The organism is Mesorhizobium sp. J8 (assembly GCF_016591715.1).
Lineage (GTDB): Bacteria > Pseudomonadota > Alphaproteobacteria > Rhizobiales > Rhizobiaceae > Mesorhizobium.
In genome coordinates, this window is record NZ_AP024109.1 from 6,331,717 (window position 1) to 6,355,242 (window position 23,526).

22 protein-coding genes are annotated in these 23,526 nt (G+C 63.8%); 6 read left to right on the top strand and 16 right to left on the bottom strand.

The genetic code is table 11. The features are described from left to right. Positions 1-135: 135 nt before the first annotated feature. From pyc to MJ8_RS30385, 10 genes are all read right to left on the bottom strand, one after another. Complete coding sequence (gene pyc / locus MJ8_RS30340; protein ID WP_201412213.1) at positions 136-3,594, bottom strand: pyruvate carboxylase; 3,459 nt, start codon at positions 3,592-3,594, stop codon at positions 136-138. Between the two features lie 269 nt (positions 3,595-3,863). Further along, a complete protein-coding gene (locus MJ8_RS30345) occupies positions 3,864-4,979 on the bottom strand; it encodes a branched-chain amino acid ABC transporter substrate-binding protein (RefSeq protein WP_201412214.1) in 1,116 nt (371 codons plus the stop codon). Between the two features lie 136 nt (positions 4,980-5,115). Then, positions 5,116-5,463 carry a DUF6867 family protein gene (locus tag MJ8_RS30350; RefSeq protein ID WP_201415627.1) on the bottom strand — a complete coding sequence of 116 codons (348 nt, stop codon included), beginning with the start codon at positions 5,461-5,463 and terminating at the stop codon, positions 5,116-5,118. A 14-nt stretch (positions 5,464-5,477) separates the two neighbouring features. Further along, positions 5,478-6,206 carry an ABC transporter ATP-binding protein gene (locus MJ8_RS30355; RefSeq protein WP_201412215.1) on the bottom strand — a complete coding sequence of 243 codons (729 nt, stop codon included), beginning with the start codon at positions 6,204-6,206 and terminating at the stop codon, positions 5,478-5,480. Further along, the gene (locus MJ8_RS30360; RefSeq protein ID WP_201412216.1) at positions 6,206-7,618 is read right to left on the bottom strand and encodes an ATP-binding cassette domain-containing protein; all 1,413 of its coding nucleotides are present in this window, start codon (positions 7,616-7,618) and stop codon (positions 6,206-6,208) included. The genes MJ8_RS30355 and MJ8_RS30360 overlap by 1 nt, the downstream gene beginning before the upstream one ends. Continuing rightward, positions 7,618-9,009, bottom strand: a complete 1,392-nt coding sequence (livM, locus tag MJ8_RS30365; protein WP_201412217.1) for a high-affinity branched-chain amino acid ABC transporter permease LivM — start codon at positions 9,007-9,009, stop codon at positions 7,618-7,620. Before livM ends, MJ8_RS30360 begins: the two co-directional genes overlap by 1 nt. Positions 9,010-9,014: 5 nt before the next feature. Then, complete coding sequence (locus MJ8_RS30370; RefSeq protein WP_201412218.1) at positions 9,015-9,917, bottom strand: branched-chain amino acid ABC transporter permease; 903 nt, start codon at positions 9,915-9,917, stop codon at positions 9,015-9,017. A 547-nt stretch (positions 9,918-10,464) separates the two neighbouring features. Further along, positions 10,465-11,466, bottom strand: a complete 1,002-nt coding sequence (locus tag MJ8_RS30375; RefSeq protein ID WP_201412219.1) for a 4-hydroxyproline epimerase — start codon at positions 11,464-11,466, stop codon at positions 10,465-10,467. Between the two features lie 17 nt (positions 11,467-11,483). After that, positions 11,484-12,791 (bottom strand): NAD(P)/FAD-dependent oxidoreductase, encoded by a 1,308-nt coding sequence (locus MJ8_RS30380; protein WP_201412220.1) that lies wholly within the window; start codon positions 12,789-12,791, stop codon positions 11,484-11,486. Between the two features lie 14 nt (positions 12,792-12,805). Next, the gene (locus MJ8_RS30385) at positions 12,806-13,741 is read right to left on the bottom strand and encodes a dihydrodipicolinate synthase family protein (RefSeq protein WP_201412221.1); all 936 of its coding nucleotides are present in this window, start codon (positions 13,739-13,741) and stop codon (positions 12,806-12,808) included. Between the two features lie 183 nt (positions 13,742-13,924). Here MJ8_RS30385 and MJ8_RS30390 point away from each other — a divergent pair, with 183 nt between their 5' ends. Then, positions 13,925-14,515, top strand: coding sequence for a GntR family transcriptional regulator (locus MJ8_RS30390; RefSeq protein ID WP_412177133.1), 591 nt, complete (start codon positions 13,925-13,927; stop codon positions 14,513-14,515). A 5-nt stretch (positions 14,516-14,520) separates the two neighbouring features. Here the strand turns inward: MJ8_RS30390 and MJ8_RS30395 are convergent, their stop codons facing one another. Next, positions 14,521-14,898 (bottom strand): winged helix-turn-helix transcriptional regulator, encoded by a 378-nt coding sequence (locus MJ8_RS30395; RefSeq protein ID WP_225248076.1) that lies wholly within the window; start codon positions 14,896-14,898, stop codon positions 14,521-14,523. Positions 14,899-14,976: 78 nt separating this feature from the next. Between MJ8_RS30395 and MJ8_RS30400 the strand changes: the two genes are divergently transcribed. After that, entirely contained in the window at positions 14,977-15,306 is a 330-nt protein-coding gene (locus MJ8_RS30400; protein ID WP_201412222.1) for a nuclear transport factor 2 family protein, read from the top strand. Further along, positions 15,303-16,103 carry an SDR family oxidoreductase gene (locus tag MJ8_RS30405; RefSeq protein ID WP_225248077.1) on the top strand — a complete coding sequence of 267 codons (801 nt, stop codon included), beginning with the start codon at positions 15,303-15,305 and terminating at the stop codon, positions 16,101-16,103. Before MJ8_RS30400 ends, MJ8_RS30405 begins: the two co-directional genes overlap by 4 nt. Before the next feature lie 35 nt (positions 16,104-16,138). Here the strand turns inward: MJ8_RS30405 and MJ8_RS30410 are convergent, their stop codons facing one another. Both MJ8_RS30410 and MJ8_RS30415 read right to left on the bottom strand, forming a co-directional pair. Further along, positions 16,139-16,441: a hypothetical protein gene (locus MJ8_RS30410; protein ID WP_201412224.1), complete on the bottom strand. Its 303-nt coding sequence runs from the start codon at positions 16,439-16,441 to the stop codon at positions 16,139-16,141. A 279-nt stretch (positions 16,442-16,720) separates the two neighbouring features. Further along, on the bottom strand, positions 16,721-18,217 hold the full coding sequence (locus MJ8_RS30415) for a CoA-acylating methylmalonate-semialdehyde dehydrogenase (RefSeq protein ID WP_201412225.1): 1,497 nt from the start codon (positions 18,215-18,217) through the stop codon (positions 16,721-16,723). A 160-nt stretch (positions 18,218-18,377) separates the two neighbouring features. Here MJ8_RS30415 and MJ8_RS30420 point away from each other — a divergent pair, with 160 nt between their 5' ends. After that, on the top strand, positions 18,378-19,259 hold the full coding sequence (locus tag MJ8_RS30420; RefSeq protein ID WP_201412226.1) for a LysR family transcriptional regulator: 882 nt from the start codon (positions 18,378-18,380) through the stop codon (positions 19,257-19,259). A 30-nt stretch (positions 19,260-19,289) separates the two neighbouring features. Here MJ8_RS30420 and MJ8_RS32495 read toward each other — a convergent pair whose 3' ends face one another. The 3 genes from MJ8_RS32495 to MJ8_RS30430 all read right to left on the bottom strand — a co-directional run bounded on the left by MJ8_RS32495 (position 19,290) and on the right by MJ8_RS30430 (position 20,570). Continuing rightward, the gene (locus tag MJ8_RS32495) at positions 19,290-19,592 is read right to left on the bottom strand and encodes a hypothetical protein (RefSeq protein WP_225248078.1); all 303 of its coding nucleotides are present in this window, start codon (positions 19,590-19,592) and stop codon (positions 19,290-19,292) included. Then, positions 19,589-19,903 carry a hypothetical protein gene (locus MJ8_RS32500; RefSeq protein WP_225248079.1) on the bottom strand — a complete coding sequence of 105 codons (315 nt, stop codon included), beginning with the start codon at positions 19,901-19,903 and terminating at the stop codon, positions 19,589-19,591. Before MJ8_RS32500 ends, MJ8_RS32495 begins: the two co-directional genes overlap by 4 nt. Before the next feature lie 91 nt (positions 19,904-19,994). Beyond that, the gene (locus MJ8_RS30430) at positions 19,995-20,570 is read right to left on the bottom strand and encodes a hypothetical protein (protein ID WP_201412227.1); all 576 of its coding nucleotides are present in this window, start codon (positions 20,568-20,570) and stop codon (positions 19,995-19,997) included. A 221-nt stretch (positions 20,571-20,791) separates the two neighbouring features. Between MJ8_RS30430 and MJ8_RS30435 the strand changes: the two genes are divergently transcribed. After that, positions 20,792-21,232 (top strand): hypothetical protein, encoded by a 441-nt coding sequence (locus MJ8_RS30435; RefSeq protein WP_201412228.1) that lies wholly within the window; start codon positions 20,792-20,794, stop codon positions 21,230-21,232. Beyond that, positions 21,229-23,391 carry a phospholipase D-like domain-containing protein gene (locus MJ8_RS30440; RefSeq protein ID WP_201412229.1) on the top strand — a complete coding sequence of 721 codons (2,163 nt, stop codon included), beginning with the start codon at positions 21,229-21,231 and terminating at the stop codon, positions 23,389-23,391. Before MJ8_RS30435 ends, MJ8_RS30440 begins: the two co-directional genes overlap by 4 nt. The last annotated feature ends 135 nt before the right edge of the window (positions 23,392-23,526 follow it).

A 23,526-nucleotide genomic window follows, 5' to 3' on the forward strand; every position in this document is an offset into this window, starting at 1 on the left:
TTGAAGCCATGGCGATTCCCGCCACGGCGAATTGGAGCGGGTTCCCTGCCCGAGCGGGCGCGGCGGGTCAAGACACTTGTCGAGCGGCTGTGGACGGCTGCTGTCAGCCGCCCATCACGCATCGCTCTCCAACTATCATTTGAAAGCGATCAAGAGATCCTTCGCATCGATCTGGTCGCCGGCCTTGACCAGCACCTCGGCGATCTCGCCGTCGCGCTCGGCATGCAGCGCGGTTTCCATCTTCATCGCCTCGATCGACAAGAGCACGTCGCCCGCCTTGACCGCCTGTCCGACCGTCACGGCGAGCGCCGACACCACGCCGGGCATCGGCGCGCCGACATGCCCCTCATTGCCGGGCTCGGCCTTGCGGCGCGCCTTGGCGGCAGAAGCGCCATGCGCCCGGTCCGGCACCTTGATGCGGCGCGGCTGGCCGTTGAGCTCGAAGAAGACGGTGACCATGCCCTTGTCGTCGACATCGCCGAACGCCTGGCAGCGCACCACCAAAGTCTTGCCCTTCTCGATGTCGACGAAAATCTCGTCTTCCGACTTCATGCCGTAGAAATAGGTCGGCGTCGGCAGCACGCTGACCGGCCCATAGGTCTCTTGCGCCGCGACGAAGTCGGTGAACACTTTCGGATACATCAGCCAGGAGGCGAACTCGTATTCCGAGAGCTTGCGCTCGAGCTTGGTCTCGATGTCCTTGCGGCTGGCCTTGAGGTCGGCCGGTTTCAACAGCGAGCCGGGCCTGACCGTGATCGGCTTGTCCCCCTTCAGCGCCTTCTTCTGCAGCGCCGCCGGCCAGCCGCCGGGCGACTGGCCGAGATCGCCGCGCAGCATCGACACGACCGAATCCGGGAAGGCGATGTCCTTGGCCGGATTCTCGACATCGGCGACGGTGAGGTCCTGGCTGACCATCATCAGCGCCATGTCGCCGACCACCTTGGACGACGGCGTCACCTTGACGATGTCGCCGAACATCAGGTTGACGTCGTGGTAGGCCTGCGCCACCTCGTGCCAACGCGTTTCCAGCCCGAGCGAGCGGGCCTGTTCCTTCAGGTTTGTGAACTGGCCGCCCGGCATTTCGTGCAGATAGACTTCCGAGGCCGGTCCCTTGAGGTCGCTCTCGAAGGCCGCGTACTGGTTGCGCACCGCCTCCCAGTAGAAGGAGATGTGGCGGATCCATTGCGGGTCGAGGCCGGGATCGCGCTCGGTGCCCCTCAGCGCCTCGACGATCGAGCCGAGGCAGGGCTGCGAGGTGTTGCCGGAAAAAGAATCCATCGCTGCGTCGATGGCGTCGGCGCCGCTTTCCACTGCTGCCAGCACCGTCGCCGCCGAAAGACCCGACGTGTCATGCGTGTGGAAATGGATCGGCAGGTCGGTGGCCTCGCGCAGCGCCTTGAACAGCACGCGGGCTGCGGCCGGCTTCAGCAGGCCGGCCATGTCCTTCACGGCGATGATGTGCGCGCCGGCGGCCTCCAACTCCTTGGCCAGCCCGACATAATATTTGAGATCGTATTTGGCGCGGGCCGGATCGAGGATGTCGCCGGTGTAGCACATCGCCGCTTCGACCAGCTTGCCCTCGGCGCCCACCGCGTCCATGGCGACGCGCATGTTCTCGACCCAGTTCAGGCAGTCGAAGATGCGGAACAGGTCGACGCCGCCGCTTGCCGCCTGGCGCACGAAATGCTGGACGACATTGTCGGGATAGTTGGTGTAGCCGACGCCGTTGGCGCCGCGCAAAAGCATTTGCAGAAGAAGGTTGGGCGCGGCCTCGCGCACCTTGCTCAGCCGCTCCCACGGATCCTCGGTGAGGAAGCGCATGGCGACATCGAAGGTGGCGCCGCCCCAGCATTCAAGCGACAAGAGCTGCGGCAGCGCGCGCGCATAGGTGCCGGCGATGCCGACGATGTCATAGGTGCGCATGCGCGTGGCGAGCAGCGATTGGTGGCCGTCGCGCATCGTCGTGTCGGTGACCAGCACCTGGCGCTGATCCCGCATCCACGCCGCGAATTTCTCCGGGCCGAGCGTATCGAGCCTCTGCTTGCTGCCGTCCGGGACATGGCCGTTGAGATAAGGCACCACGGGCGCGGCCGCATTGGCCTTCGGCATCGGCCGGCCGCGCGTCTCGGGATGGCCGTTGACGCTGACATCGGCCAGATAGGTGAGCAGCTTGGTGGCGCGGTCCTGCCGCTTCACCTGCTCGAACAGTTCCGGCGTCGTGTCGATGAACTTGGTCGTGTAGGAATTGTCGGCGAAGCGCGGGTGGTTGATGATCGCTTCAAGGAAGGTGAGATTGGTGGCGACGCCGCGGATACGGAACTCGCGCAGGGCCCGGTTCATGCGCGAGATCACCTCGCCGGGCGTCGGCGCCCAGGCCGTCACCTTTTCGAGCAGCGGATCGTAGAAGCGGGTGATGACCGCGCCCGAATAGGCGGTGCCGCCGTCGAGCCGGATGCCGAAGCCGGCCGCCTCGCGATAGGCGGTGATGCGGCCATAGTCCGGGATGAAATTGTGCTCCGGATCCTCGGTGGTGATGCGGCACTGCAGCGCGTGGCCGTTGAGCCTGATGTCCTTCTGCGCCGGCACGCCCGATTGCTTGGTGCCGATGGCGAAGCCGTCGAGAATGTGGATCTGCGCCTTGACGATGTCGATGCCGGTCACCTGCTCGGTGACGGTGTGCTCGACCTGGATGCGCGGATTGACCTCGATGAAGTAGAATTTGCCGGTATCGGCGTCTTGCAGGAACTCGACCGTGCCGGCGCCGATATAGCTGGTCTCGCGCGCGATCTTCAGCGCATAGCCGCAAAGTTCCTGGCGCAGCTCTTCGCTGAGATAGGGCGCCGGCGCGCGCTCCACGACCTTCTGGTTGCGGCGCTGGATCGAGCAGTCGCGCTCGAAGAGATGCACCGCGTTGCCATGGGTGTCGCCTAGCACCTGCACTTCGACATGGCGGGCGCGTTCGATCAGCTTTTCGAGATAGACCTCGTCCTTGCCGAAGGCGGCCTTCGCCTCGCGCTTGCCTTCCATCACCTCGCGCGCGAGGTCGGCTTCGGAACGGATGGCGCGCATGCCGCGGCCGCCGCCGCCCCATGAGGCCTTCAGCATCACCGGATAGCCGATTTGCGCGGCGAGCTTCTTCACCTCGTCCATGTCGTCGGGCAGCGGATCGGTCGCCGGCACGACCGGCACGCCGACCTCGATCGCCAGGTTGCGCGCGGCGACCTTGTTGCCTAGCCGGCGCATCGTTTCCGGTTTCGGGCCAATGAAGGTGATGCCGGCCGCCGCGCAGGCCTCGGCGAATTCAGGGCTTTCCGAGAGCAGGCCATAGCCGGGATGGATGGCGTCGGCGCCCGACAGCCTGGCGACCCGGATCACCTCCTCGATCGACAGGTAGCTCTCGATGGGACCCATATCCTTGGCGAGATGCGGCCCGCGCCCGACCTGATAGCTCTCGTCGGCCTTGAAGCGATGCAGCGAATATTTGTCCTCCTCCGCCCAGATCGCCACGGTTTTGAGACCGAGCTCATTGGCCGCGCGGAACACGCGGATGGCGATTTCGGACCGGTTGGCGACGAGGATCTTCGTGATGGCCAAGGACTGGGCTCCAGCAGCGTAAGGGAGATGAACCGGCGCAATGATTAGCGTGAAAATGCTGCAGCGCAAACAAATTTGCGCGACAGCTAAAACGATTTAACTCGCTTGTTTGCGCCAAACCGTCATTGCCGTTCTGCCAATAGCGGCAGCCGGCGTGGGCGGGTATTCCGGGCGCGCGGCGCGGAGCTTCCGGCAAGGCCGCAAACCCGCAAACGAAAATGCCCGGCGCAAGCGCCGGGCATCCCGAAAGTCGGCTTGAATTCGCCGGCTTATTTCTCGAAGTAGGCGTACTTGCCGTCGTCGCCCTTCTTCCATTCGTAGATGACATAGTCCGGACGGGTGATGTCGCCCTTGGCGTCGTAGCCGATGTCGCCGATGGCCGTCTTCCAGGTGTTGGCCCGGATCGTCTCGGCAACCTTCTGCGCATCGTCGGCCGAGCCGGTCTTGGCGATGGCCTGGGCGATGATCTGCACGGCGGCATAGGAGTAGAGCGTGTAGGCTTCCGGCTCGAAGCCGGCTGCGCGGAACTTCTCGACCACTTCCTTGGCGGCCGGATTCTTGCGCGGATCCGGAGCGAAGGTGTTGAGCGTGCCGGCAACGGCATCACCCGCGATCGAGGCCAGCTCGTTGGAGACGATGCCGTCGCCCGAGAACAGCGGTGCCTTCAGGCCCTGGTCGGCCGACTGACGGATGATCAGGCCGGCTTCGGTGTGCAGGCCGCCCCAGTAGATGAGCGTGACGCCGTTTTCCTTCATTTTGGCGATGAGGGCCGAGAAGTCCTTGTCGCCGACATTCACGCCTTCGTACAACACTTCCTTGATGCCGTTGGCATTGAGGTTCTTCTTGGTTTCATCCGCGAGACCCTGGCCGTAAGGCGTCTTGTCGTGGACGATGGCGATCTTGGCGTCCTTGAAGTTCTTGGCGATGTAGTCGCCGGCCACCTTGCCCTGCTGGTCGTCGCGACCGCAGGTGCGGAAGGTGTTCCACATACCGCGCTCGGTGAACTTCGGATTGGTCGCCGCGGGCGTGATCTCGAGGATGCCGTTCTCCTGATAGACTTCCGACGCCGGGATCGAGACGCCCGAATTGAAGTGGCCGTCGACGTACTTGACGCCGTCGGCGACGAACTTGTTGGCGACCGAGATGCCCTGCTTCGGGTCGGAGACGTCGTCACCGATCTCGAGCTTGAGCTGCTGGCCAAGGATACCGCCCGCCGCGTTGATGTCGGCGACCGCCTGTTCCGCGCCCTTCTGCAACTGTGCGCCGAAGGCGGCGTTCGGGCCGGTGATCGGACCGGCGACGCCGATCAGGATGTCGGCCCACGCGCTGCCGCTGAACGCGACGAACGCGGTCAGCGCCACGGCGGACAAAAGTGATTTTTTCATTGAAACGCTCCCATTTACGGAGTGGGCGTGGATGATACTTTCATGCGATGCCCACCCTTATCGCAGAAAGCATAGAATGCCGATTTTCAGGCACTTGTCACGCCGATTCATGTCCGAAACGGCGTAATGGTGAACGTCAACCTTTCGGTTTCCAGCTTAATAAGGAAGCTCTTTCGTAGAGCCAGTTATACTGTGTCACCATTTGGTTGGTGCGCGTGTATTGATAGCCGAGGAAGCCCAATATCATCAGCACGATGGTGTCGACGATATAGTAATGCAGCGAGAACATCGTGCCCTCGAACAGCGCGTGATGGATGAACCTCACGCCAACACCGAGGCCGAGCACGTAGAAGAACAGCTGCAAGTGGCTGCTCCAGGTCTGCGCCGCCGCCTTGCCGGTCATCCACGCCGCCCCGCCGCCAAGCAGGCCTGTGACGAACAGGAACTGCCAGATCGAGGCCTCTTCGTAGAGAATACCCATGATTGATCTCCCCGATCTCAGTGATGTCCGCCTTCGAGATAGGCTGCGCGCACTTCCGGATTGGCGAGCAGTTCCTTGCCGGTGCCGCTCATCGTCACATTGCCGTTGACCATGACATAACCACGCGTCGCCAGTTTGAGCGCGCCGAAGGCGTTCTGCTCGACCAGGAACACGGTCAGCCCCTGCGTCTTGTTGAGCTCGCGGATGGCGTCGAAGATCTGCTTGACGATCAGCGGCGCCAAGCCCAGCGACGGCTCGTCGAGCAGCAAAAGCTTCGGCCGCGCCATCAGCGCGCGCCCGATCGACAGCATCTGCTGCTCGCCGCCCGACAGCGTGCCGCCGCGCTGGGCGATGCGCTCTTTCAGCCGCGGGAACAGCGTGAACACCTTCTCGACGTCCTCGTCATAATGTTTGAGGTTGTCGAGGCTGGCGCCCATCTGCAGGTTTTCCATCACCGTCATGCGCGGGAAGATGCGGCGTCCTTCCGGCGACTGGGCGATACGCAGGCGGGCGATCTCGTGCGTCGGCAGTTGCGTGATGTCGGTGCCGGCGAAGGTGATGGTGCCGGCGCGAGCGCGCGGAGCGCCGAAGATGGTCATCATCAGGGTCGACTTGCCGGCGCCGTTGGCGCCGATAAGCGCCACGATCTCACCCTGGTTGACCTGCACGTTGACGCCGTTCAGCGCGCGGATGTTGCCGTAGTAGGTCTCGACGCCCTTGATGTCGAGCAGCGTTGTGCCGGCCATTATTTACGCCCTCCACGCGTCGCGGGCTTGGCCGCCGCTTCCTTCGCCAACGCCTTTGCCTGGCCGATCCAGTCTTCGCGCTCGATGCGCCCGTCAAAGGCGAGATAGGCTTCCGCCGCTTCGATATCGGCCTTTTTCCAGGCGGCGATCTGGTCGAAATGGAAGATGCCGTGCTCGTTCAGCTTCCGCTCGTTGACCGGGCCTATGCCCTTGATGCGGATCAGGCTGTCGGCCTTGCCGCCGCGCGGCGCGTCGAGGCGGTTGGAGATGCCTTCGGCCTTTGCGGTGGGCGCCTTCGCGGCCGCCTTTGTCGACCGCGCTTTTGCCGCCGGCTTCTTCGTCGCCGGCTTCGTCGCTGCTGGGGCGACAATCGGCTTGCTGGCGATTGCCGCGGCGCGCGCGTCGATCTGGGCCGCTTTCGAGGCCCCCTTCGACACCGTGACCCGCTCGCCCTCGTTGGCATGTTCGACGCTGTCGGAGACCGGGCCGGCCATCATCGAGGCGGAATTTCCCGGCCCGTGCGCGGCGTCCGGCCCGGTATCGAGCTGCTCGATCACATCCTCGTCGCCGACTTCGGTGAGCACTTCCTGCACTTCCTCGTCGTCGACGCCGAGATAGGCGGCGATGACGCGCGGATCGGTGCGCACCGACTGCGGATTGCCGTCGGAGATCTTGCGGCCATATTCGAGCACCACGACATGGTCGGAGATCTGCATCACCACCGACATATCGTGCTCGATGAGCAGGATCGATGTGCCGGTGTTGTTCTTGATGTCCATCAGAAGCTCGTTGAGCGCGGCCGATTCCTTCGGATTGAGGCCGGCGGCCGGCTCGTCGAGGCACAGCAGCTCCGGCCCCGTGCACATGGCGCGCGCGATCTCCAGACGGCGCTGCGCGCCATAGGGCAGGTCGCCGGCCGGGTCGTCGGCGCGGTCGACGAGGTCGGCCTTCTCCAGCCAGTGCCTGGCGAGCTCGATCGATTCGGCCGAGGCCTGTCGATAGCTCGGGAAGCCGAACAGGCCGAGGAAGGTGTAGCCGGAAGCCTTCATCAGCTTGTTGTGCTGCGCGACCAGAAGGTTCTCGAGCAGCGTCATACCGGAGAACAGGCGGATGTTCTGGAAGGTACGCGCCACATTGGCTCGCGCCGGGATCTCATGGTTGGGCAGGCGTTCGAGCAGATAGGTCGAACCGTCACGCTTGTTGAGCGTGATCATGCCCTCGGTGGGCTTGTAGAAGCCGGTGATGCAGTTGAACACCGTCGTTTTGCCCGCGCCATTCGGCCCGATCAGCGCGGTGATTTCGCCGCGCCTAGCCTGGAAGGACAGGTCGCCGATGGCGACCAGGCCGCCGAATTTCATCGACAGATGCTCGACCTGCAGGATGAAGTCGTTCGAGGAAGGGGTCGCGTTCATCAGCCGTGGCCCTCCTTGGTGAAGGAGGCCGAGACCGCTCTTCGCTCCTTGAGGAAGGCCGTTGGCTCGCGGCTGCCAACGAAGCCGCGCGGTTTCCACAGCATGACGATCACCATCGCCATGCCGAACAGAAGCATGCGGTAGAGCTCAGGCGTGAAGTCCGGCCCGAACACCACCTTGAGGAAGTCGAGCTCGCGCAGGATCTCGGTGCCGCCGATCATCACCAGCGCCGCCACCGCGATGCCGCCCAGCGACCCCATGCCGCCGAGAACGACGATGGCGAGGATGATCGCCGATTCCAGGAAGACGAAGGATTCGGGGCTGACGAAACCTTGCCGGGCGGCGAAGAACGAGCCGGCGAAGCCGCCGAACATGGCGCCGGTGGCAAAGGCCGTCAGCTTGGTGGTGGTGGTGTTGATGCCGAGCGAGCGGCAGGCGATCTCGTCCTCGCGCAGGGCTTCCCAGGCGCGGCCCACGGGCAGCCGGCGAAGCCTGATGGTGACGAAGGCGGTGAGGAAGCAGAGCGCCAGGATGAGGTAATAGAGGAAGATCTTGTAGTAGGCGCCCGATTGGGCGATGTGCAGCACCTTGGCGATGTAATTCGGGTCGGAGACGTTGAACGACATCAGGCCGAAGAACGACACTTTCGGGATGCCGGAGATGCCGGCCGAACCGTTGGTCACCTCGCGCCAGTTGATCAGCACCAGCCGGATGATCTCACCGAAGGCGAGGGTGACGATCGCCAGATAGTCGCCGCGCAACCGCAGCACCGGGAAGCCGAGCATCACGCCCCAGAACGCGGCCATGGCGCCCGCAGCCGGCAACAGGATCCAGAAGGACAGGCCGAAATGCGTGCCGAGCAGAGCATAGGCATAGGCGCCGACGGCATAGAAGGCGACATAGCCGAGATCGAGCAGGCCGGCGAGCCCGATAACGATGTTCAGGCCCCAGGCGAGCATCACATAGATGAGGATCTGGATGCCGAAATTGTCGACCCATTTCAGCGAGCCTTGGAAGCCGAAGAAGGCCACCATGGCGATTGGGTAGAGGATCAGCAAGGTGGCGCCGATCTTGTTGAAGTTCTGCCTGACGAAGCCGGGCTCGGCGACGACGGCGGGCGCCGCAGCCTTCGCGGCCTTCGACCGTTCCATGGCCGGGACGGCGTAAGCCACATAGAGGAAACGGCCGACGGTAACGGCGGCGACCACGATGGCGAGCAGGCCCCAGCGCTGCACCAGGATCAGCTCGTTGCTGATGTTCTGGTCGGTCCTGAGACCGATGAACAGCACGAACAGGCCAAGCGAGATGGCGCCAGCGTAGAGCGCTTCGCGAAAAGCGCGTTGGACAGGAGTAGCGACGGTGTCGCGCTCCGAAGACACGGTAGCGGCCATGAGGATCAGACCTTTTCGACTTCAGGCCGGCCGAGAATGCCGGAGGGCAGGAAGATCAGCACGATCGCCAGGATCGAGAAGGCGGCGACGTCCTTGTAGTCGATCGAGAAATAGGCCGACCACATGCTCTCGATGAAGCCGATCAGCAATCCGCCGAGCACGGCGCCGGGCAGCGAGCCGATGCCGCCGAGCACCGCCGCCGTGAAAGCCTTCACGCCCGGCACGAAGCCGTCCGAGAACACCACGACGCCGTAATACATCAGGAACAGCGTGCCGGCGACGGCGGCAAGGGCCGCGCCCATGATGAAGGTGATGGAGATGGTGCGGTCGACGTCGATGCCGAGCAGCGCGGCCATCTTGCGGTCCTGCTCGCAGGCGCGCTGCGCCCGGCCGAGCGCGGTTCGGTTGACGAGATACCAGAAGATCGCCAGCAATATGACGGTGACGATCACAATGAGGATCTGCTTCAGCGAGATGCTGATGCCGTCGATCGTGTAGACCTGGCTGACCAGCGGCGGGATCGGCTTGTTGCGCGGACCCTGCGTGACCTGCACGAAGTTGGACAGCGCGATCGACATGCCGATGGCGGTGATCAGCGGCGCCAGGCGGAAGGAGCCGCGCAGCGGCCGGTAGGCCACCTTTTCGATCGTCCAGTTGTAGAGACTGGTGAGAAGCATCGCCACGATCATCATGATCAGAAGCGCCACCACGACCGGCACCGAGTAGAACAGCGCGCCGAGGATCAGGAAGACGATGAGCGCGGTGAAGGCGCCGACCATGAAAATGTCGCCATGGGCGAAATTGATCATGCCGATGATGCCGTAGACCATCGTATAGCCGATCGCGATCAGCCCATAGATCGATCCCAGCGTCAGCCCGTTGATAAGCTGCTGGACGAAATATTGCATATTTATGCGGCTCCCCTGGAATGTCGCCTTTCAGGACGCATTCCTTTTCGTATTTCCCCTAGTCGTAAAGTTTCGAGCCCGGATTGCAACGTGATTTTTCAATCGCTCCGCGTGGTTTGGAAGCACGCCGCCCGATTGCCCGTTTTTTCGCACCCGACCCCTGGACTATCGCGGACCCTATCATTGGCACAACGCAATGTCTTTGACGATTCAACCTTATGATGAGCCTCCTGTCGAAGGAATCGGCGTAAAAATAAGTTGATGAGAAGAATCCTTGCATGAACCGAAGCACTCGGTTTTGCACCGCCGCACCTTCCGCAAGGTCAGGATTCCGCCTTGTGTGACGGTCGCGTGACGGCGAGGCGCACTCGATGGAAGGCGCCTCTGCGAAATAGAAAAGCCTCGAAGCAAAGTCTCGGTAAGCAGAGCCTGCCTGTCCTTTGAGCTTGTGTCTTTCAATCCCTTCGAGCGGCGGATGGAGACGCCCGCCGTCCGCATGTCGCCCGCGCGGCCGGCCCGAGGCCTGGGCGTATCCCGGCCGATCCTGTCACGTCACGATGAACCCGTGCGCAAACGGATCGCGGTCGTCGATGAAGATGGTGTTGAGACCGGTCATTCGTGCCCAGCCGCCGATCGAGGGGATGATCGCCGGCTTGCCGGCCACACTGACTTCCTTTTCGACCCTGCCCTTGAACAACGAGCCGATGATCGATTCATGCACGAAACTGTCGCCTTCCTTGAGCTTGCCCTTGGCATGGAGCTGCGCCATCCGTGCCGAGGTGCCGGTGCCGCAGGGCGAACGATCGATCGCCTTGTCGCCATAGAAGACCGCGTTGCGCGCATCGGCCTCGGCATGTTTCGGCTTGCCGGTCCACAGCATGTGCGACAACCGGTTGATGCCGGGATTCTCCGGATGCACGAAGGAGTATTTCTCGTTGAGGCGCTGGCGCACCACCGGGCTCCAGGCGATGAGGTCGCCTGCCGAATAATCGGCCATGTCCCGGTAATTCTTCTGCGGCTCGACGATGGCGTAGAAATTGCCGCCATAGGCAACATCGACGCTGATCTCGCCGAGCACCGGGCATTCGACGGTCAGGCCTTCGGCATAGAGGAAGGAGGGCACGTTGGTGATGCGCACCTCCTCGACATATTCGCCGACCTGCTTGTATTCGGCGATGACCAGGCCGGCCGGCGTGTCGAGCCTCAAGACACCCGGCGTCTTCGGCTTCACAAGCCCATGCTCGACGGCAAAAGTGACCGTGCCGATCGTGCCGTGGCCGCACATCGGCAGGCAACCCGACGTCTCGATGAACAGGATGGCGATGTCGCAGTCCTCGCGCGTCGGCGGATAGAGGATCGAGCCCGACATCACGTCATGGCCGCGCGGCTCGAACATCAGCCCGGTACGAATCCAGTCATATTCGGCGAGGAAATGCGCCCGCCGCTCCATCATCGTCGAGCCTTGGAGCAGCGGCCCGCCGCCGGCGACGAGACGCACCGGATTGCCGCAGGTGTGGCCGTCGATGCAGAAGAAGGATTTCCTGGCCATGTTTGTTTCCTGAACTTTCAGAACCGCTGCGCGCGGAACGGGCTGAGATCGAGCGGCGGAGTCTGCCCGAGAACGAGATCGCGGATCAAGCGGCCGGTCGCCGCCGACTGGGTGAGGCCGAGATGGCCGTGGCCGAAGGCATAATAGACATTCGGTGCGCGCGCCGCGCCGATCACCGGCAGCGAATCCGGCAGCGACGGGCGAAACCCCATCCATTCGCGGCCGCCGGACGGATCGAGTCCGGGCAGAAAACGCTTCGCCTTCTCCAGCATCGCCTTGGAACGCGCGAAGTTGGGCGGCCGCTCGATACCGCCGAGCTCGACGGCTCCGCCGACGCGCAGGCCGGTTTGCAGCGGCGTGATGACGAAGCCATGCCCGGAAAAGATCAGCTGCCGCTTCACGTCGAAAGCCGACGCCGGCAGTGTCGTGTTGTAGCCGCGCTCGGTTTCGAGCGGAATGCGGTCTCCGAGATTTCTTGCCAGGAGATGCGACCAGGCGCCGGCGGCGATCAGGAGCTTCTTGGCCCTCCTCCTGCTGCCATCGGCGAGCAGGATCGTGGCGCCGTCCGCGCCGGCCTCGATGCGCTCGCCCCGCGCATGCTCGAAACGGGCGCCGAGCCTTTCCGCATAGGCCCAGACCGCCTTACCGAGCAGCTTCGGATCGGCGACGGTCTTCCATCCCGGCACGAAGGTGCCCTTGACGAAGCGTGGCGAAAGACCCGGCTGGAGCGCCGCCATCTCCTCGCCCTCGACATGGCGGAAGCCGATGCCGAAACGCTGGCGCTCGGCCCAACCGGGCAGCGCGGCGCGGAACTCCGCCTCGCTCTCATAGAATTCCAACGAGCCGTCCTCGCGCAGCATCGGCCGCGTGCCGGACCGGTCGAGCAGGCCCATCCATTCGGCTTCGGCGAGCTTCATCATGCCCGCCTGCGTGGCGAGGCTCGTCTCGTAGTGCTTCGCCGCGCCCGCCCGCCAGAAACGGATCAGCCAGGGCAGGAGCTTGGGCAGATAGGCCGGCGGAACGGCCAGCGGCCCGAGCGGATCGGCGAGCCATTTCGGCAATTGGCGGATCATCCCCTTATGAGCCAGCGGCAGCACGTCGGAGAAGGCGAAGGCGGCGGCATTGCCGGAGCTCGTCTCCTCGCAGATGCCGGTGCGGTCGAAGACGGTGACGCCGCGCCCCGCCTCGGACAGGAAGGCCGCGGCACAGATGCCAATGATGCCGCCGCCGATGATGGCGATATCCTCCTCTTCTCCCTGTGAACGGGGAGAAGAGGCCAGAGGGGCGGATGACGGGCCGCCCCGTTCCTCGGAATTTCCCTGCACGCGAATGCAACCTCTTATTCGGCCGCCGCCAGACCGTCCGTCGACCGGGGCGACGTCTGCAGCGACGGCAGCTTCGGCCGCACCGCCAGCGCATCCCGGACGATCTTCTCGACCGCCTTGCGGCGTTCGCCCGACAGCGGCTGGCGCGGCATGCGCACGCGGTCATTGGTACCGATCGCCAGCACTTCGGCAAGCTTGATGTTTTGGACCAGATAGATCGAAACATCGAGGTCGAGCAAGGGCCGGAACCAGCGGTAGATCGCCAGCGCCTCGTCGCGGCGGCCCTGCCGCATGAGCTGGTAGATCGCGACCGTCTCGCGCGGGAAGGCGGTGACCAGGCCGGCGACCCAGCCGATGGCGCCCACCGACAGCGCCTCGAAGGCAAGGTTGTCGACGCCGGTGAAGAGGTCGTAGCGGTCGCCGAAGCGGTTGATGATCTCGGTCGAGCGGCGGATGTCGTCGGAGGATTCCTTGATGGCGACGAAGCGCTTGTCCGACGCCAGTTCCTCCATCAGGTCGACGGTGACGTCGACGCGATAGGCGAGCCGGTTGGAATAGATCATCACCGGCAGGTCGCCCGCCTCGGCCACCCCGCGCAGCGCCGCGACCGTCTCTTGCGGATTCGTGTGATAGATCGGGCTCGGCACCACCATCAGCCCGTCGGCGCCTTCCTTAGCGGCGCGCCTGGCGATGGCAGCCGCCTCGCGCGTGCCGGGCTCGTTGACAGTCAAGAGTACCGGCTTCTTCCCGGCGACTTTCTGCGCCGTCTTCAGCACCTCGATCTTCTCGTCATGCGACAGCATTGGCCCCTCGCCCAGCGAGCCGCAGACGATGATGCCGTCGCAGCCGGCCTCCATCTGCAGCCCGTAACAACGCTCCATCTCGGCGTGGTCGAGGCGGTCATCGGCGGTGAATTTGGTCGTGACCGCGGGGAAAACTCCGGTCCACATGGCTGTCTCTCCAATTGATATATCAGTCGTATATCTATTAAGAGCTGGCCCGTCAATGCTGAATCCGCTATGATATATGAAAAATATATCAGGAGCCCGCCATTGATCTCCCCGCTGATATCCGCTGACGCCAACACGACCTTCGAGCCGGTGGCGACCAAGGCTTATCGCGGGCTGGAGCACATGATCGTCACGCTCGAGCTGGCGCCGTCGAGCTTCGTCACCGAAGGCGCGTTGATCGAGCGGCTGAGTCTCGGACGCACGCCGGTGCGCGAGGCGATCCAGCGGCTGGCCTGGGAAGGACTTCTCGACATCAGGCCCCGCGCCGGCATCGCGGTCGCGCCGCTTCACGCCGGCGACTGGCTGCGGGTGCTGGATGCGCGGCGCGGCATCGAGGTGGTGCTCGCCCGCTCGGCCGCCCGCTTCGTCACCCGCGAGGCCGCCGACCTTTTCCATGAGGCGGCGCTCGCGATGCAGAAGGCGGTGATCTCCGGCAACGTGCTTGCCTTCATCCAGGCCGACAAGGCGCTCGACGAAGCGCTGGCGATCGCTGCCGACAACCCCTTCGCAGCGCGTGTCGCCGCCCCCTTGCAGACCCACAGCCGCCGCTTCTGGTATCGCTACAAGGCCGACACCGGGCTGGCCGAATCCGCCGAGCACCACGTCGCGCTGATCCGCTCTATCCTCGACGGCGACGAGGAAGCCGCCGCCAAGGATGCCAAGAAACTGATGGCGCTGCTGCGCGGCCACGCCGAGGTCGCCGCCACCCGGTAATGCCGTCAGGCCTCAATCGGCTCTTTTTTTGCTGCCCATTTCAGCAGCGCGTCGAGCGCCGGGCACAACGCCTGACCCCAGTCGGTCAGGCAGTACTCGACCTTCGGCGGCACCTGGTGATGAACGATGCGGCGCACAATGCCGTCTGCTTCCATCTGCCTGAGTTGCTGGATCAGCATCTTCTGCGAAATCGCGGGAATAGCTCGTTCGAGGTCGGAGAAGCGCAGCACGTTGCCGCCGAACAGGTGAAACAGGATCACCAGCTTCCATCGGCCTTCGAGAATGCGCAGCGCGTTTTCGACGCCGCTCGCCGCGGATGAAGGCGTCAGGGCCTCTGACTTACTTTCGGGTAAGTACCTTACTTTTTCGTCGGTTCTTGTCATTTCCACAGCATACCTCATCTTAGCGGCCGACAACAGCCGCCCCTCCCACAGACGGCGGCATCCAATCGGAGACAGACCGTGACTGTGACCCTTCCTCCGCCGCTGGCGGATTATTTCGTCGCCAACAACCGCCACGACATCAACGCGATGCTCGCCCCTTTCACGCTGGACGCCATCGTCAAGGACGAAGGCCAGACCCACCGCGGAACCGAAGCGATCCGCCGGTGGATGCAAAGCACGACCGACAAGTATCACGCCAAAGTCGAGGTGAAGGAGGTCGGTGTCACGGCCAACGTATGGCGGATCGCCGGCATCGTCTCCGGAGATTTCCCCGGCAGCCCGATACCGCTCCACTACAATTTCACGCTGGGCGGCGATCGGATCGCGAAACTGGAGATTGGCCTGTGACCATCCGGCAGACATTCGCGATCGATGACCGGGAGTTCCGGGGCAAGCGCGTGCTGGTGACCGGCGGCACCAAGGGTGCAGGCGAAGCTATCGTTCACCGGCTTGCCGCGGCAGATGCAAGGGTCGCGACGACCGCCCGTTCGCCCGACACCGGGTCACCGGCGGAACTCTTCGTGCAAGCTGACGTCAGCACTCTCGACGGCGCGGCAAACGTCGCCGCCGCCACTATCGCCGGACTTGGCGGTATCGACATCGTCATTCATAGCGTTGGCGGGTCGAAAAGCCCAGGCGGCGGTTTCGCTGCGCTGTCCGATGGAATCTGGCAGGATGAACTCAACCTCAATCTGCTGGCGGCAGTAAGGCTCGACCGATTCCTCGTTCCCGAGATGATCAAGCAAGGCTCAGGCGCGATCGTCCATGTCTCGTCGATCCAGCGCCGGCTGCCCTTGTATGAATCGACCATCGCCTATGCAACTGCGAAGGCCGCGCTCTCCACATACAGCAAGGCCTTGTCCAAAGAACTTGGCCCTAAAGGCATCCGCGTCAACGCCGTGGCGCCGGGCTGGATCCACACCACTGCGTCTGAAGCCATGGTCAAGCGGCTTGCCGCTCATGCCGGCTCGGACGAGGAAACCGCGCGACAAGGCATCATGGATGCGCTCGGCGGCATCCCGATCGGTCGGCCGGCATGGCCTCAGGAGATCGCAGAACTGGTCACCTTTCTGGTTTCGGATCGCGCACCGGCAATCCACGGCGCCGAGTACGTCATCGATGGCGGCACTATCCCGACGATCTGACCGCCACGTCGCGTCAAGCTTCCCGACAGCCCGGTTCAGGCACCAGGCATCGCAGCGGTGATCGACTGGCTGTCCCAACCCTCGCCGACGGAGAGCACGCAGCTTTGCCCCTTGGTGTCGGAAGCAAGCACGGTCCAGCTTCCCTGTTCCGAGACGAAGATCTCGAGCACGACGTTCGGATTGATCAGGCCGCGCCCGGCCTCGGTTTCATGGAACTTGTCGCCAAGGGCCTTGATGATGTCGGCGCGCGCCGCGCATTGCGCCGCCGCGCTCGCCGGAGCGGCTCCAACGGTTATCGCCGCCACCGCCAACGTTGCCGCCACAACAATTCGTGTCATCTGACACCTCCTCGCGCCAGACGAGAACCCCGGCTTGAACCGGCGCCGTTAGGTTGCCTGCACGCATGGCAGGAATACAGCCTAAGGCGAATGATGGTCTGTTGGTTCCATCACATGACGATGGAATTTTAGAAGGTGCGGATACGCTCTCGATGTGCCGTTCTTGGAGTCATGCACCTTGGATTAGACGCGGAGCGGAAAGCGAGAGGTTGACGCAGCATAAAAAGGAAGCGCGGTTCGCACCGCGCTTCCTCAATCTCAACTTGGACAAACGTCGCTCTAGTTCATCGTCGGGATGACGAACTCGGCGCCGTCCTTGATGCCCGACGGCCAGCGCGAGGTGACCGTCTTGGTCTTGGTGTAGAAGCGGAACGCATCCGGGCCGTGCTGGTTGAGGTCGCCGAAGGACGACGCCTTCCAGCCACCGAACGTGTAGTAGGCGATCGGAACCGGGATCGGCACGTTGACGCCGACCATGCCGACCTGAACACGGCTGGCGAAGTCACGCGCGGCGTCGCCGTCGCGGGTGAAGATGGCGACGCCATTGCCCATCTCATGGTCGTTGGCGAGCTTGATGGCATCCTCGTAGCGCGGCGCGCGCACCACCGAGAGCACCGGCCCGAAGATTTCTTCCTTGTAGATGCGCATGTCGGCGGTGACATTGTCGAACAAGCAGCCGCCCATATAGTAGCCGTTCTCATAGCCCTGCATCTTGAAGCCGCGGCCGTCGACGACGAGCTTGGCGCCTTCCTTGACGCCGATATCGACGTACCCCTTCACGCGCTCCAGCGCCTGTGCCGTCACCAGCGGGCCGAAATCCGCGGAAGAATCCGTCGAGGGGCCGACCTTCAGGCTTTCGACGCGCGGCACCAGCTTTTCCATGAGCCGGTTGGCGGTGTCGTTGCCGACCGGGACGGCCACCGAGATCGCCATGCAGCGCTCGCCGGCCGAGCCGTAGCCGGCGCCGATCAGCGCGTCGACCGTCTGGTCCATGTCAGCGTCGGGCATGATGATCATGTGGTTCTTGGCGCCGCCGAAGCACTGCACGCGCTTGCCCGAGGCGGTGCCGCGCGAATAGATGTAATGCGCGATCGGCGTCGAGCCGACGAAGCCGATGGCCTTGATATCCGGATCGTCGAGGATGGCGTCGACCACTTCCTTGTCGCCGTTGACAACGTTGAGGATGCCCTCGGGCAGGCCGGCCTCGATGAAGAGCTCGGCAATGCGCAACGGCACGCCCGGATCGCGCTCGGACGGCTTCAGGATGAAGGCGTTGCCGCAGGCGATGGCCGGCGCGATCTTCCAGAGCGGGATCATGGCCGGGAAGTTGAACGGGGTGATGCCGGCGACGACGCCGAGCGGCTGGCGCATCGAATAGACGTCGATGCCGGGGCCGGCGCCGTCGGTGAACTCGCCCTTCATCATATGCGGCGCGCCGATGCAGACCTCGACCACTTCGAGGCCGCGCTGGATGTCGCCGCGCGCGTCGGCGATGGTCTTGCCATGCTCGCGCGCCAGGATGTCGGCCAGTTCGTCATAATCGCGCTGGACCAGTTCGAGGAACTTCATCAGCACGCGTACCCGGCGCTGAGGATTGGTGGCCGCCCACTTCGGCTGCGCTGCCTTGGCATTCTCGACCGCCGCGCGAAGTTCCGCCTGCGAGGCCAGCGCCACCGTGCCGCGCACGGAGCCGTCCATCGGCTGCATCACATCCTGCTTGCGGCCGCTGGTGCCGGCGACACGCTTGCCGCCGATGAAATGACCGTATTCGATCATGGTTTCTCTCCCTGTCTTGGTGATGATCCCATTGTCCGCCTTCGCGGCCGCGATGGCAACGCGAGGAAGATCGCAACCGTTGTGCGAAAAATAGACAGCGACGGCGCAGTGTGCATTAATTGTCGCAAATGACTGGGTTGGCCCGTCATCGGGGATTTGTATGAACTGGGATGACGTCCGCATCTTCCTCGCCGTGGCGCGTGCCGGGCAGATCCTCGGCGCGGCCAAACGCCTGGAGCTCAACCACGCTACCGTCTCGCGCCGCATCGCCGCGCTGGAGGAGGCGCTTCGCACAAAACTCTTCCGGCGGCTCACCACCGGCAGCGAGCTGACGCCGGCCGGCGAGCGCTTCCTCGACATCGCCGAGCGCATGGAAGGCGACATGATCGCCGCGCGCTCGACCATTGCCGGCGAAGGCGACGACGTTTCGGGCACGGTTCGCATCGGCGCGCCGGACGGCTTCGGCGTCGCTTTCCTGGCAAAGCGGCTGGGCGAACTGACCGCTCTGCACCGCGAGCTCACCATCCAGCTGGTGCCGGTGCCGCGCTCCTTTTCGCTGTCGCGCCGCGAGGCCGATATCGCGATCACCGTCGAGCGGCCGACGGAAGGCCGGCTGGTGGCCGGCAAGCTGGTCGACTACACGCTCGGCCTCTTTGCCTCCCGCGCCTATGCCGAAGCCAGCGGCCTGCCGCAGGCGCCGGCGGAACTCGCCCGGCACACGCTGATCGGCTATGTGCCGGACCTCATCGTCAGTCCCTCGCTCGACTATGCCGCCGAATTCAGCCCCGAATGGCGCACCAGCTTCGCCATCTCCTCGGCGCTCGGCCAGGCCGAAGCGGTGCGCTCCGGCGCCGGCATCGGCATCCTGCATACTTTCGTCGCCCGCTCGATGCCGGAGCTGGTGCCGGTCGACATCGTCGCGCCCATCCGCCGCGCCTACTGGCTGGTCTATCACGAATCGGTCAGACCGCTCCGCCGCGTCCAACTGGTCGCCAACTTCATCACCAAGGCGGTGGAGCGGGAGCGCAGCCTGTTCGTCTGACTTCACAGACCTGCAAACGCAATTCGTGGCTCAAGGCGAGTCGAGAACAAACGAATTCACCACTCGCTCAGCCTTGTCTGCAATCGGCGCCCACATCCGCGCCACTTGCTCGGCGCTTTCGCCCATCACGCTGCAGTTCACATAACCATAGCGCGCCCCTCGGACTGAGAACGCGAACCTGGAGTGACCATAAAAGGTGGCATTCTCTCTACGAACCGTAAAATCCAAGTCGGCCAGGCGCACGGGGTAGGCATCGGGAAATCTCGCAAGCCTGTCATTGCTAAAATCGGCTGTGCTGAATGAGCTGCCTATCGTCTTTTTCCAATTATTCATCGACCAGCCCTCCATGAATTTGCCCGTATCGGGGATGGCGAGCCCGGTGCCGATTGATCGTAAAATGACGCAGAAACCATGCAGGTAAGATCGGCGGATTTCACGCTCAGGCGTATCTCTTTGTCGGAAGGCGTCTCATCAAGCCATTCTTCTGGAAAGCTCAGCGAAAACCCGTTCTTCTGGTCGTGGACGGTCTTGTCTGCAGCCTTCGCCGCGAAGGCGCACAAGACGAGAAACACCAAAGTGGTGGTCAGAAAACAAAACCGCATCGACGGGTATTCGTCCTTCAAACGTTTCGCGGAAATGGTCAACGCTCTATCTCATCATTTTTGACGCAATTCCTGGCGGAAAGCTATGGCGAAGCGCCGAACCTAACCGCGCTCACACTTTTCCTGAATTGCACTAATCCGCATCGAGGACGAACGACGTCACTATCTTCTCGGCCTCGTCCGCAAGCGGCGCCCATTTCCGCTCTACCTCTTCGGAGTTGGCGCCCGCGACCCCGCAATCGACGAAACCGTAATGCGAGTTGCGCAGCGTCAGCGCGATGCTGGAATGGCCGTAGAAGCTGACATTTTCGTCGGCATAGTGGAAATCCATCTCCGCAATGCGCACCGGATAGCCGTCCGGGAAATGCGCCAGCCTGTCCTGGCGGAACGCCGCCGCCTGATAGGCGGCGCCGACCATGGTCTGCCAGTTGCTCACCTTCCAGTCTTCCTCCATGAACGCCCTGACGTCGGGTGGATTGTCGGGAGCGGTCGGATCGTAGGCATTTTCCGACACGCGGCAGGTGAGTCCTTCTGCGCCGGATTTGATCTTGAGCCGAATGGTGTTGTCAAAGGCGGTTTCGCTCGCCCATTCCTCGGGATAGGTCAGCGAAAAGCCATGCTCCCGATCGTGAATGGTCTTGTCCGCGGCAAGCGCCGCCGGGGCGGAGGTCAGATATGCGGCCGCCATTGCCAAAAGAAAAAGACGCATCCCAAGGTCCCTCGCTGCGGCCGATCCTATCACAGGCAATTGGTCATGCCGCCTTGCCTGCGCCACAAATTCAGCCACTGTGGCACCCGCGCGCTTTGCCGTGCCATGATGGAGCGCTAGCAATTCTAGGAATTGCGTCAAAACAGAGGGATAGAGCGGATCGCCGGCTCCGTGAAACGGCGAAACGCCCTGGGGATAATCTTCGGAACGCCGGCGGAGAAATGCGAGCCTTTCTTGCCATTCTGCCGCTGCTTTTCCTGTCGGACTGCGCCAATCCCTGGGCGAAGGTTCCGGAAGCGGAGCTGCCGAAGCCGATCCGCTATGCCATGTCGCGCCCCTCGCCTTTCGTCATCGGCAATTATTGCGGCCCGGGCACGCGCACCGGCGATCTGTCGGCAAGGCCGGTCGACCGTCTCGATGCCGCTTGCCGGGTCCATGACGCCTGCTACATCGCAAGGCACGATCATTGCGACTGTGACGGCGCGCTTGTCGCTTCCGCCAGGAAGATCCGCGACGACCGGACGGCGCCGCGCAAGATGCGCAGCGAGGCCGAGTTGCTGATCGCAACTTTCGCGTTCCCCGTCTGCAGGATCTTTCCGCAGGGCTTCCTGCCGCCGCGCGATCCTGCCCAGCTCAAGGCCATGAACGGGGCGGCCGGATGAGCCTCAGGCCGGCCCTCGCCAAGGTATTGCTTGGACTGGCGCTGGCGTCATTTGCCGGTTGCGCCGGCATGCCGGGGCATTCCGCCTGCGCCTTCTTCCCAGGCGACGACGCTTGCGGCCGCCTGCCCGTCTCGGCGGACAGCAGCGGCGCGGAGATCGCTGGAGCCCACTACTTCGCAGGCGACGGCAATCGCGCCTACGAGAAACAGTTCCAGGCGCTGCTCGCCCAAAGCCGCCTCGATGCGCTCGACCGCGCCAACGGCACGGGCCGCTTCGGCCGCGACTGGCGCGATGTCCAGAACGGCGGTTTCCTCGCGACCTATCCGGCGCTGCAGCGGTTGGCCAGACCGCTCGACAACGCCGAGATTGCGCCGACACGAGAAAAGCCCGGCGAAGGCCGATTCGCCGGGCGCTGGCGCATGTCGCGGCAGACGCTCTATCTCGATGCCACGGCGCGGCCCTTGGCGCCCAAGACCTTCAGCTTCTCGGGCCTCCAGGCGCGCTCGGTCGAGATCGTGCTGCGCCAAGCCGGCCGACAGCCGGTCGACATCGGCGGCAGCTGCAACGGCCCGCTCGCGATCCGCGCATCGGGCCGTTCCACCACGGTTGCCAGGGCCGCGCCGTTCCATCTCAGCCTGCCGGCCGCCGAAACCTCGGTCAGCCTGTTTCCCGGCGAGGCGCTGACCCGCTGCGATCTTCGCATCACTTCGACCCTGGCGCCGGCCGGCACGCCGCTGACCTTGCTGCGCGAGGAGAGCGCCGATCCGTGGATCGCGGGGCTCGACAGCCGCTACGACCGCTGCCCGGTGCCAGATCCGGCGGGAATGGAGGAGCTCGACCGCGCCTTCTATGCCGGCCGCTGGCTGTCGCAGACTTGCGCGCTGCCATTGGGATCGCCGACCCTGCTGCGCAAATCGCGCGACGGCTTCAACGCCAAGGTCGAGGCCCTGCTCGGCAAGACGCTGCCGGACAGCGCCTTCGACAAGGCGGACCCTGAGCTGCCGCTCGATTTCTCCAACGCGCCGAAGCTCAGGCTGATCTATCTGTCGTCGCTCGAGTTCAAGGCGGACTTCTCCGGCCGCATCATGGACCGGCTGATCCGCCATCATGCGGCGCAGGGCGCCAAGGTACGAATCCTGGTGACCGACGTGCTGGAGCGGGAGAAGGACGACGCCATGCTGCACCGGTTGGCGGCGGAATTCCCCAATGTCGAGCTGCAGGAATATCGCTGGCAGGCCGATCACGGCGCGCCGATCGACGAGCAGCTCTCGCAGCTCCACAAGACCCACCACGTCAAGATGCTGGCGACGCTGGCCGAACAGCCCGGCCGCTCGCGCGTCATCATCGGCGGTCGCAACATCCATGACGGTTTTCTGTTCCACAAGCCGGTCGACCTGACCCGCTATCCGGAGCTTGAACAATACGGCAAGACCGACGGCTTCTCGCTGAACTACTATTCCAACTGGAGCGACTTCGACATCGAGATCGCTGACCCGGCGACCGTCGAGACGCTGGCCGCGCATCTGTCGACCATCTGGCTGCGCGATGCCGACACCAATCTGTCGCGGCCGTTCTCCATTCCGGTTCGCTCCATAGCTGCCCCGCGCGGCGTGGCGCGGCATTTCATTTCCGTGCCCTACGAGGACGGCCACGCGCTGGAGGCCTATTTCGTGGAACTGATCGACACCGCCGAGCAGCGCATCGAGATCGTCAATCCCTATCTCAACCTGACGCCAGCTATCGCTCGCGCCTTCGACCGGGCGCTGGCCAGGGGCGTGAAGATCGATGTCGTCGGCCGCATCGACCTCAAGGGCGATATCGGCGGCCGGTTCCTTACCGCGCTCAACAAGCTGTTCGTCGAGAAATATGGCGACCGCATCAACATCCGCGAGTTCAAGGCGCCGGATGTCGTGCTGCATTCCAAGATCATGATGATCGACGAGAGGCTGGTCGCCATCTCCTCGGTCAACCTCAACAACCGCAGCTTCTTCCACGACTCGGAGAATGGCATGGTCGTGCTCGATCCGGCCTTCTACCGCCGCATGAAGCCGGTCTATGACGATTACCTCGCCCATTCGCGGCCGGTCGCCACCAATGTCACGATCGGCTGGGCCTACCGGCTGCTGTTCAGCGACAAATGGGTCAGAGAGGCGTTTTGACGCCGCCGGACCGGAGCGAACTAAGGTGTGCTGAGATTCCGGTCAGGCCGTGCCGAGAATGGCGGCTTCCGAGACCCGGAGCGGAGCGTACTTGAAGTACGTGAGCACGCGCATGACCCCGAAAATCGTTTTCGA

Bases quoted from the DNA above. Each gene is read 5' to 3' on its own strand.
- MJ8_RS30345 (WP_201412214.1), bottom strand. From the start codon at position 4,979: ATGAAAAAATCACTTTTGTCCGCCGTGGCGCTGACCGCGTTCGTCGCG.
- MJ8_RS30355 (WP_201412215.1), bottom strand. From the start codon at position 6,206: ATGGCCGGCACAACGCTGCTCGACATCAAGGGCGTCGAGACCTACTAC.
- MJ8_RS30360 (WP_201412216.1), bottom strand. From the start codon at position 7,618: ATGAACGCGACCCCTTCCTCGAACGACTTCATCCTGCAGGTCGAGCAT.
- livM (WP_201412217.1), bottom strand. From the start codon at position 9,009: ATGGCCGCTACCGTGTCTTCGGAGCGCGACACCGTCGCTACTCCTGTC.
- MJ8_RS30370 (WP_201412218.1), bottom strand. From the start codon at position 9,917: ATGCAATATTTCGTCCAGCAGCTTATCAACGGGCTGACGCTGGGATCG.
- MJ8_RS30375 (WP_201412219.1), bottom strand. From the start codon at position 11,466: ATGGCCAGGAAATCCTTCTTCTGCATCGACGGCCACACCTGCGGCAAT.
- MJ8_RS30385 (WP_201412221.1), bottom strand. From the start codon at position 13,741: ATGTGGACCGGAGTTTTCCCCGCGGTCACGACCAAATTCACCGCCGAT.
- MJ8_RS30390 (WP_412177133.1), top strand. From the start codon at position 13,925: ATGATCGTCACGCTCGAGCTGGCGCCGTCGAGCTTCGTCACCGAAGGC.
- MJ8_RS30395 (WP_225248076.1), bottom strand. From the start codon at position 14,898: ATGACAAGAACCGACGAAAAAGTAAGGTACTTACCCGAAAGTAAGTCA.
- MJ8_RS30410 (WP_201412224.1), bottom strand. From the start codon at position 16,441: ATGACACGAATTGTTGTGGCGGCAACGTTGGCGGTGGCGGCGATAACC.
- MJ8_RS30415 (WP_201412225.1), bottom strand. From the start codon at position 18,217: ATGATCGAATACGGTCATTTCATCGGCGGCAAGCGTGTCGCCGGCACC.
- MJ8_RS30420 (WP_201412226.1), top strand. From the start codon at position 18,378: ATGAACTGGGATGACGTCCGCATCTTCCTCGCCGTGGCGCGTGCCGGG.
- MJ8_RS32495 (WP_225248078.1), bottom strand. From the start codon at position 19,592: ATGAATAATTGGAAAAAGACGATAGGCAGCTCATTCAGCACAGCCGAT.
- MJ8_RS30430 (WP_201412227.1), bottom strand. From the start codon at position 20,570: ATGCGTCTTTTTCTTTTGGCAATGGCGGCCGCATATCTGACCTCCGCC.
- MJ8_RS30435 (WP_201412228.1), top strand. From the start codon at position 20,792: ATGCGAGCCTTTCTTGCCATTCTGCCGCTGCTTTTCCTGTCGGACTGC.
- MJ8_RS30440 (WP_201412229.1), top strand. From the start codon at position 21,229: ATGAGCCTCAGGCCGGCCCTCGCCAAGGTATTGCTTGGACTGGCGCTG.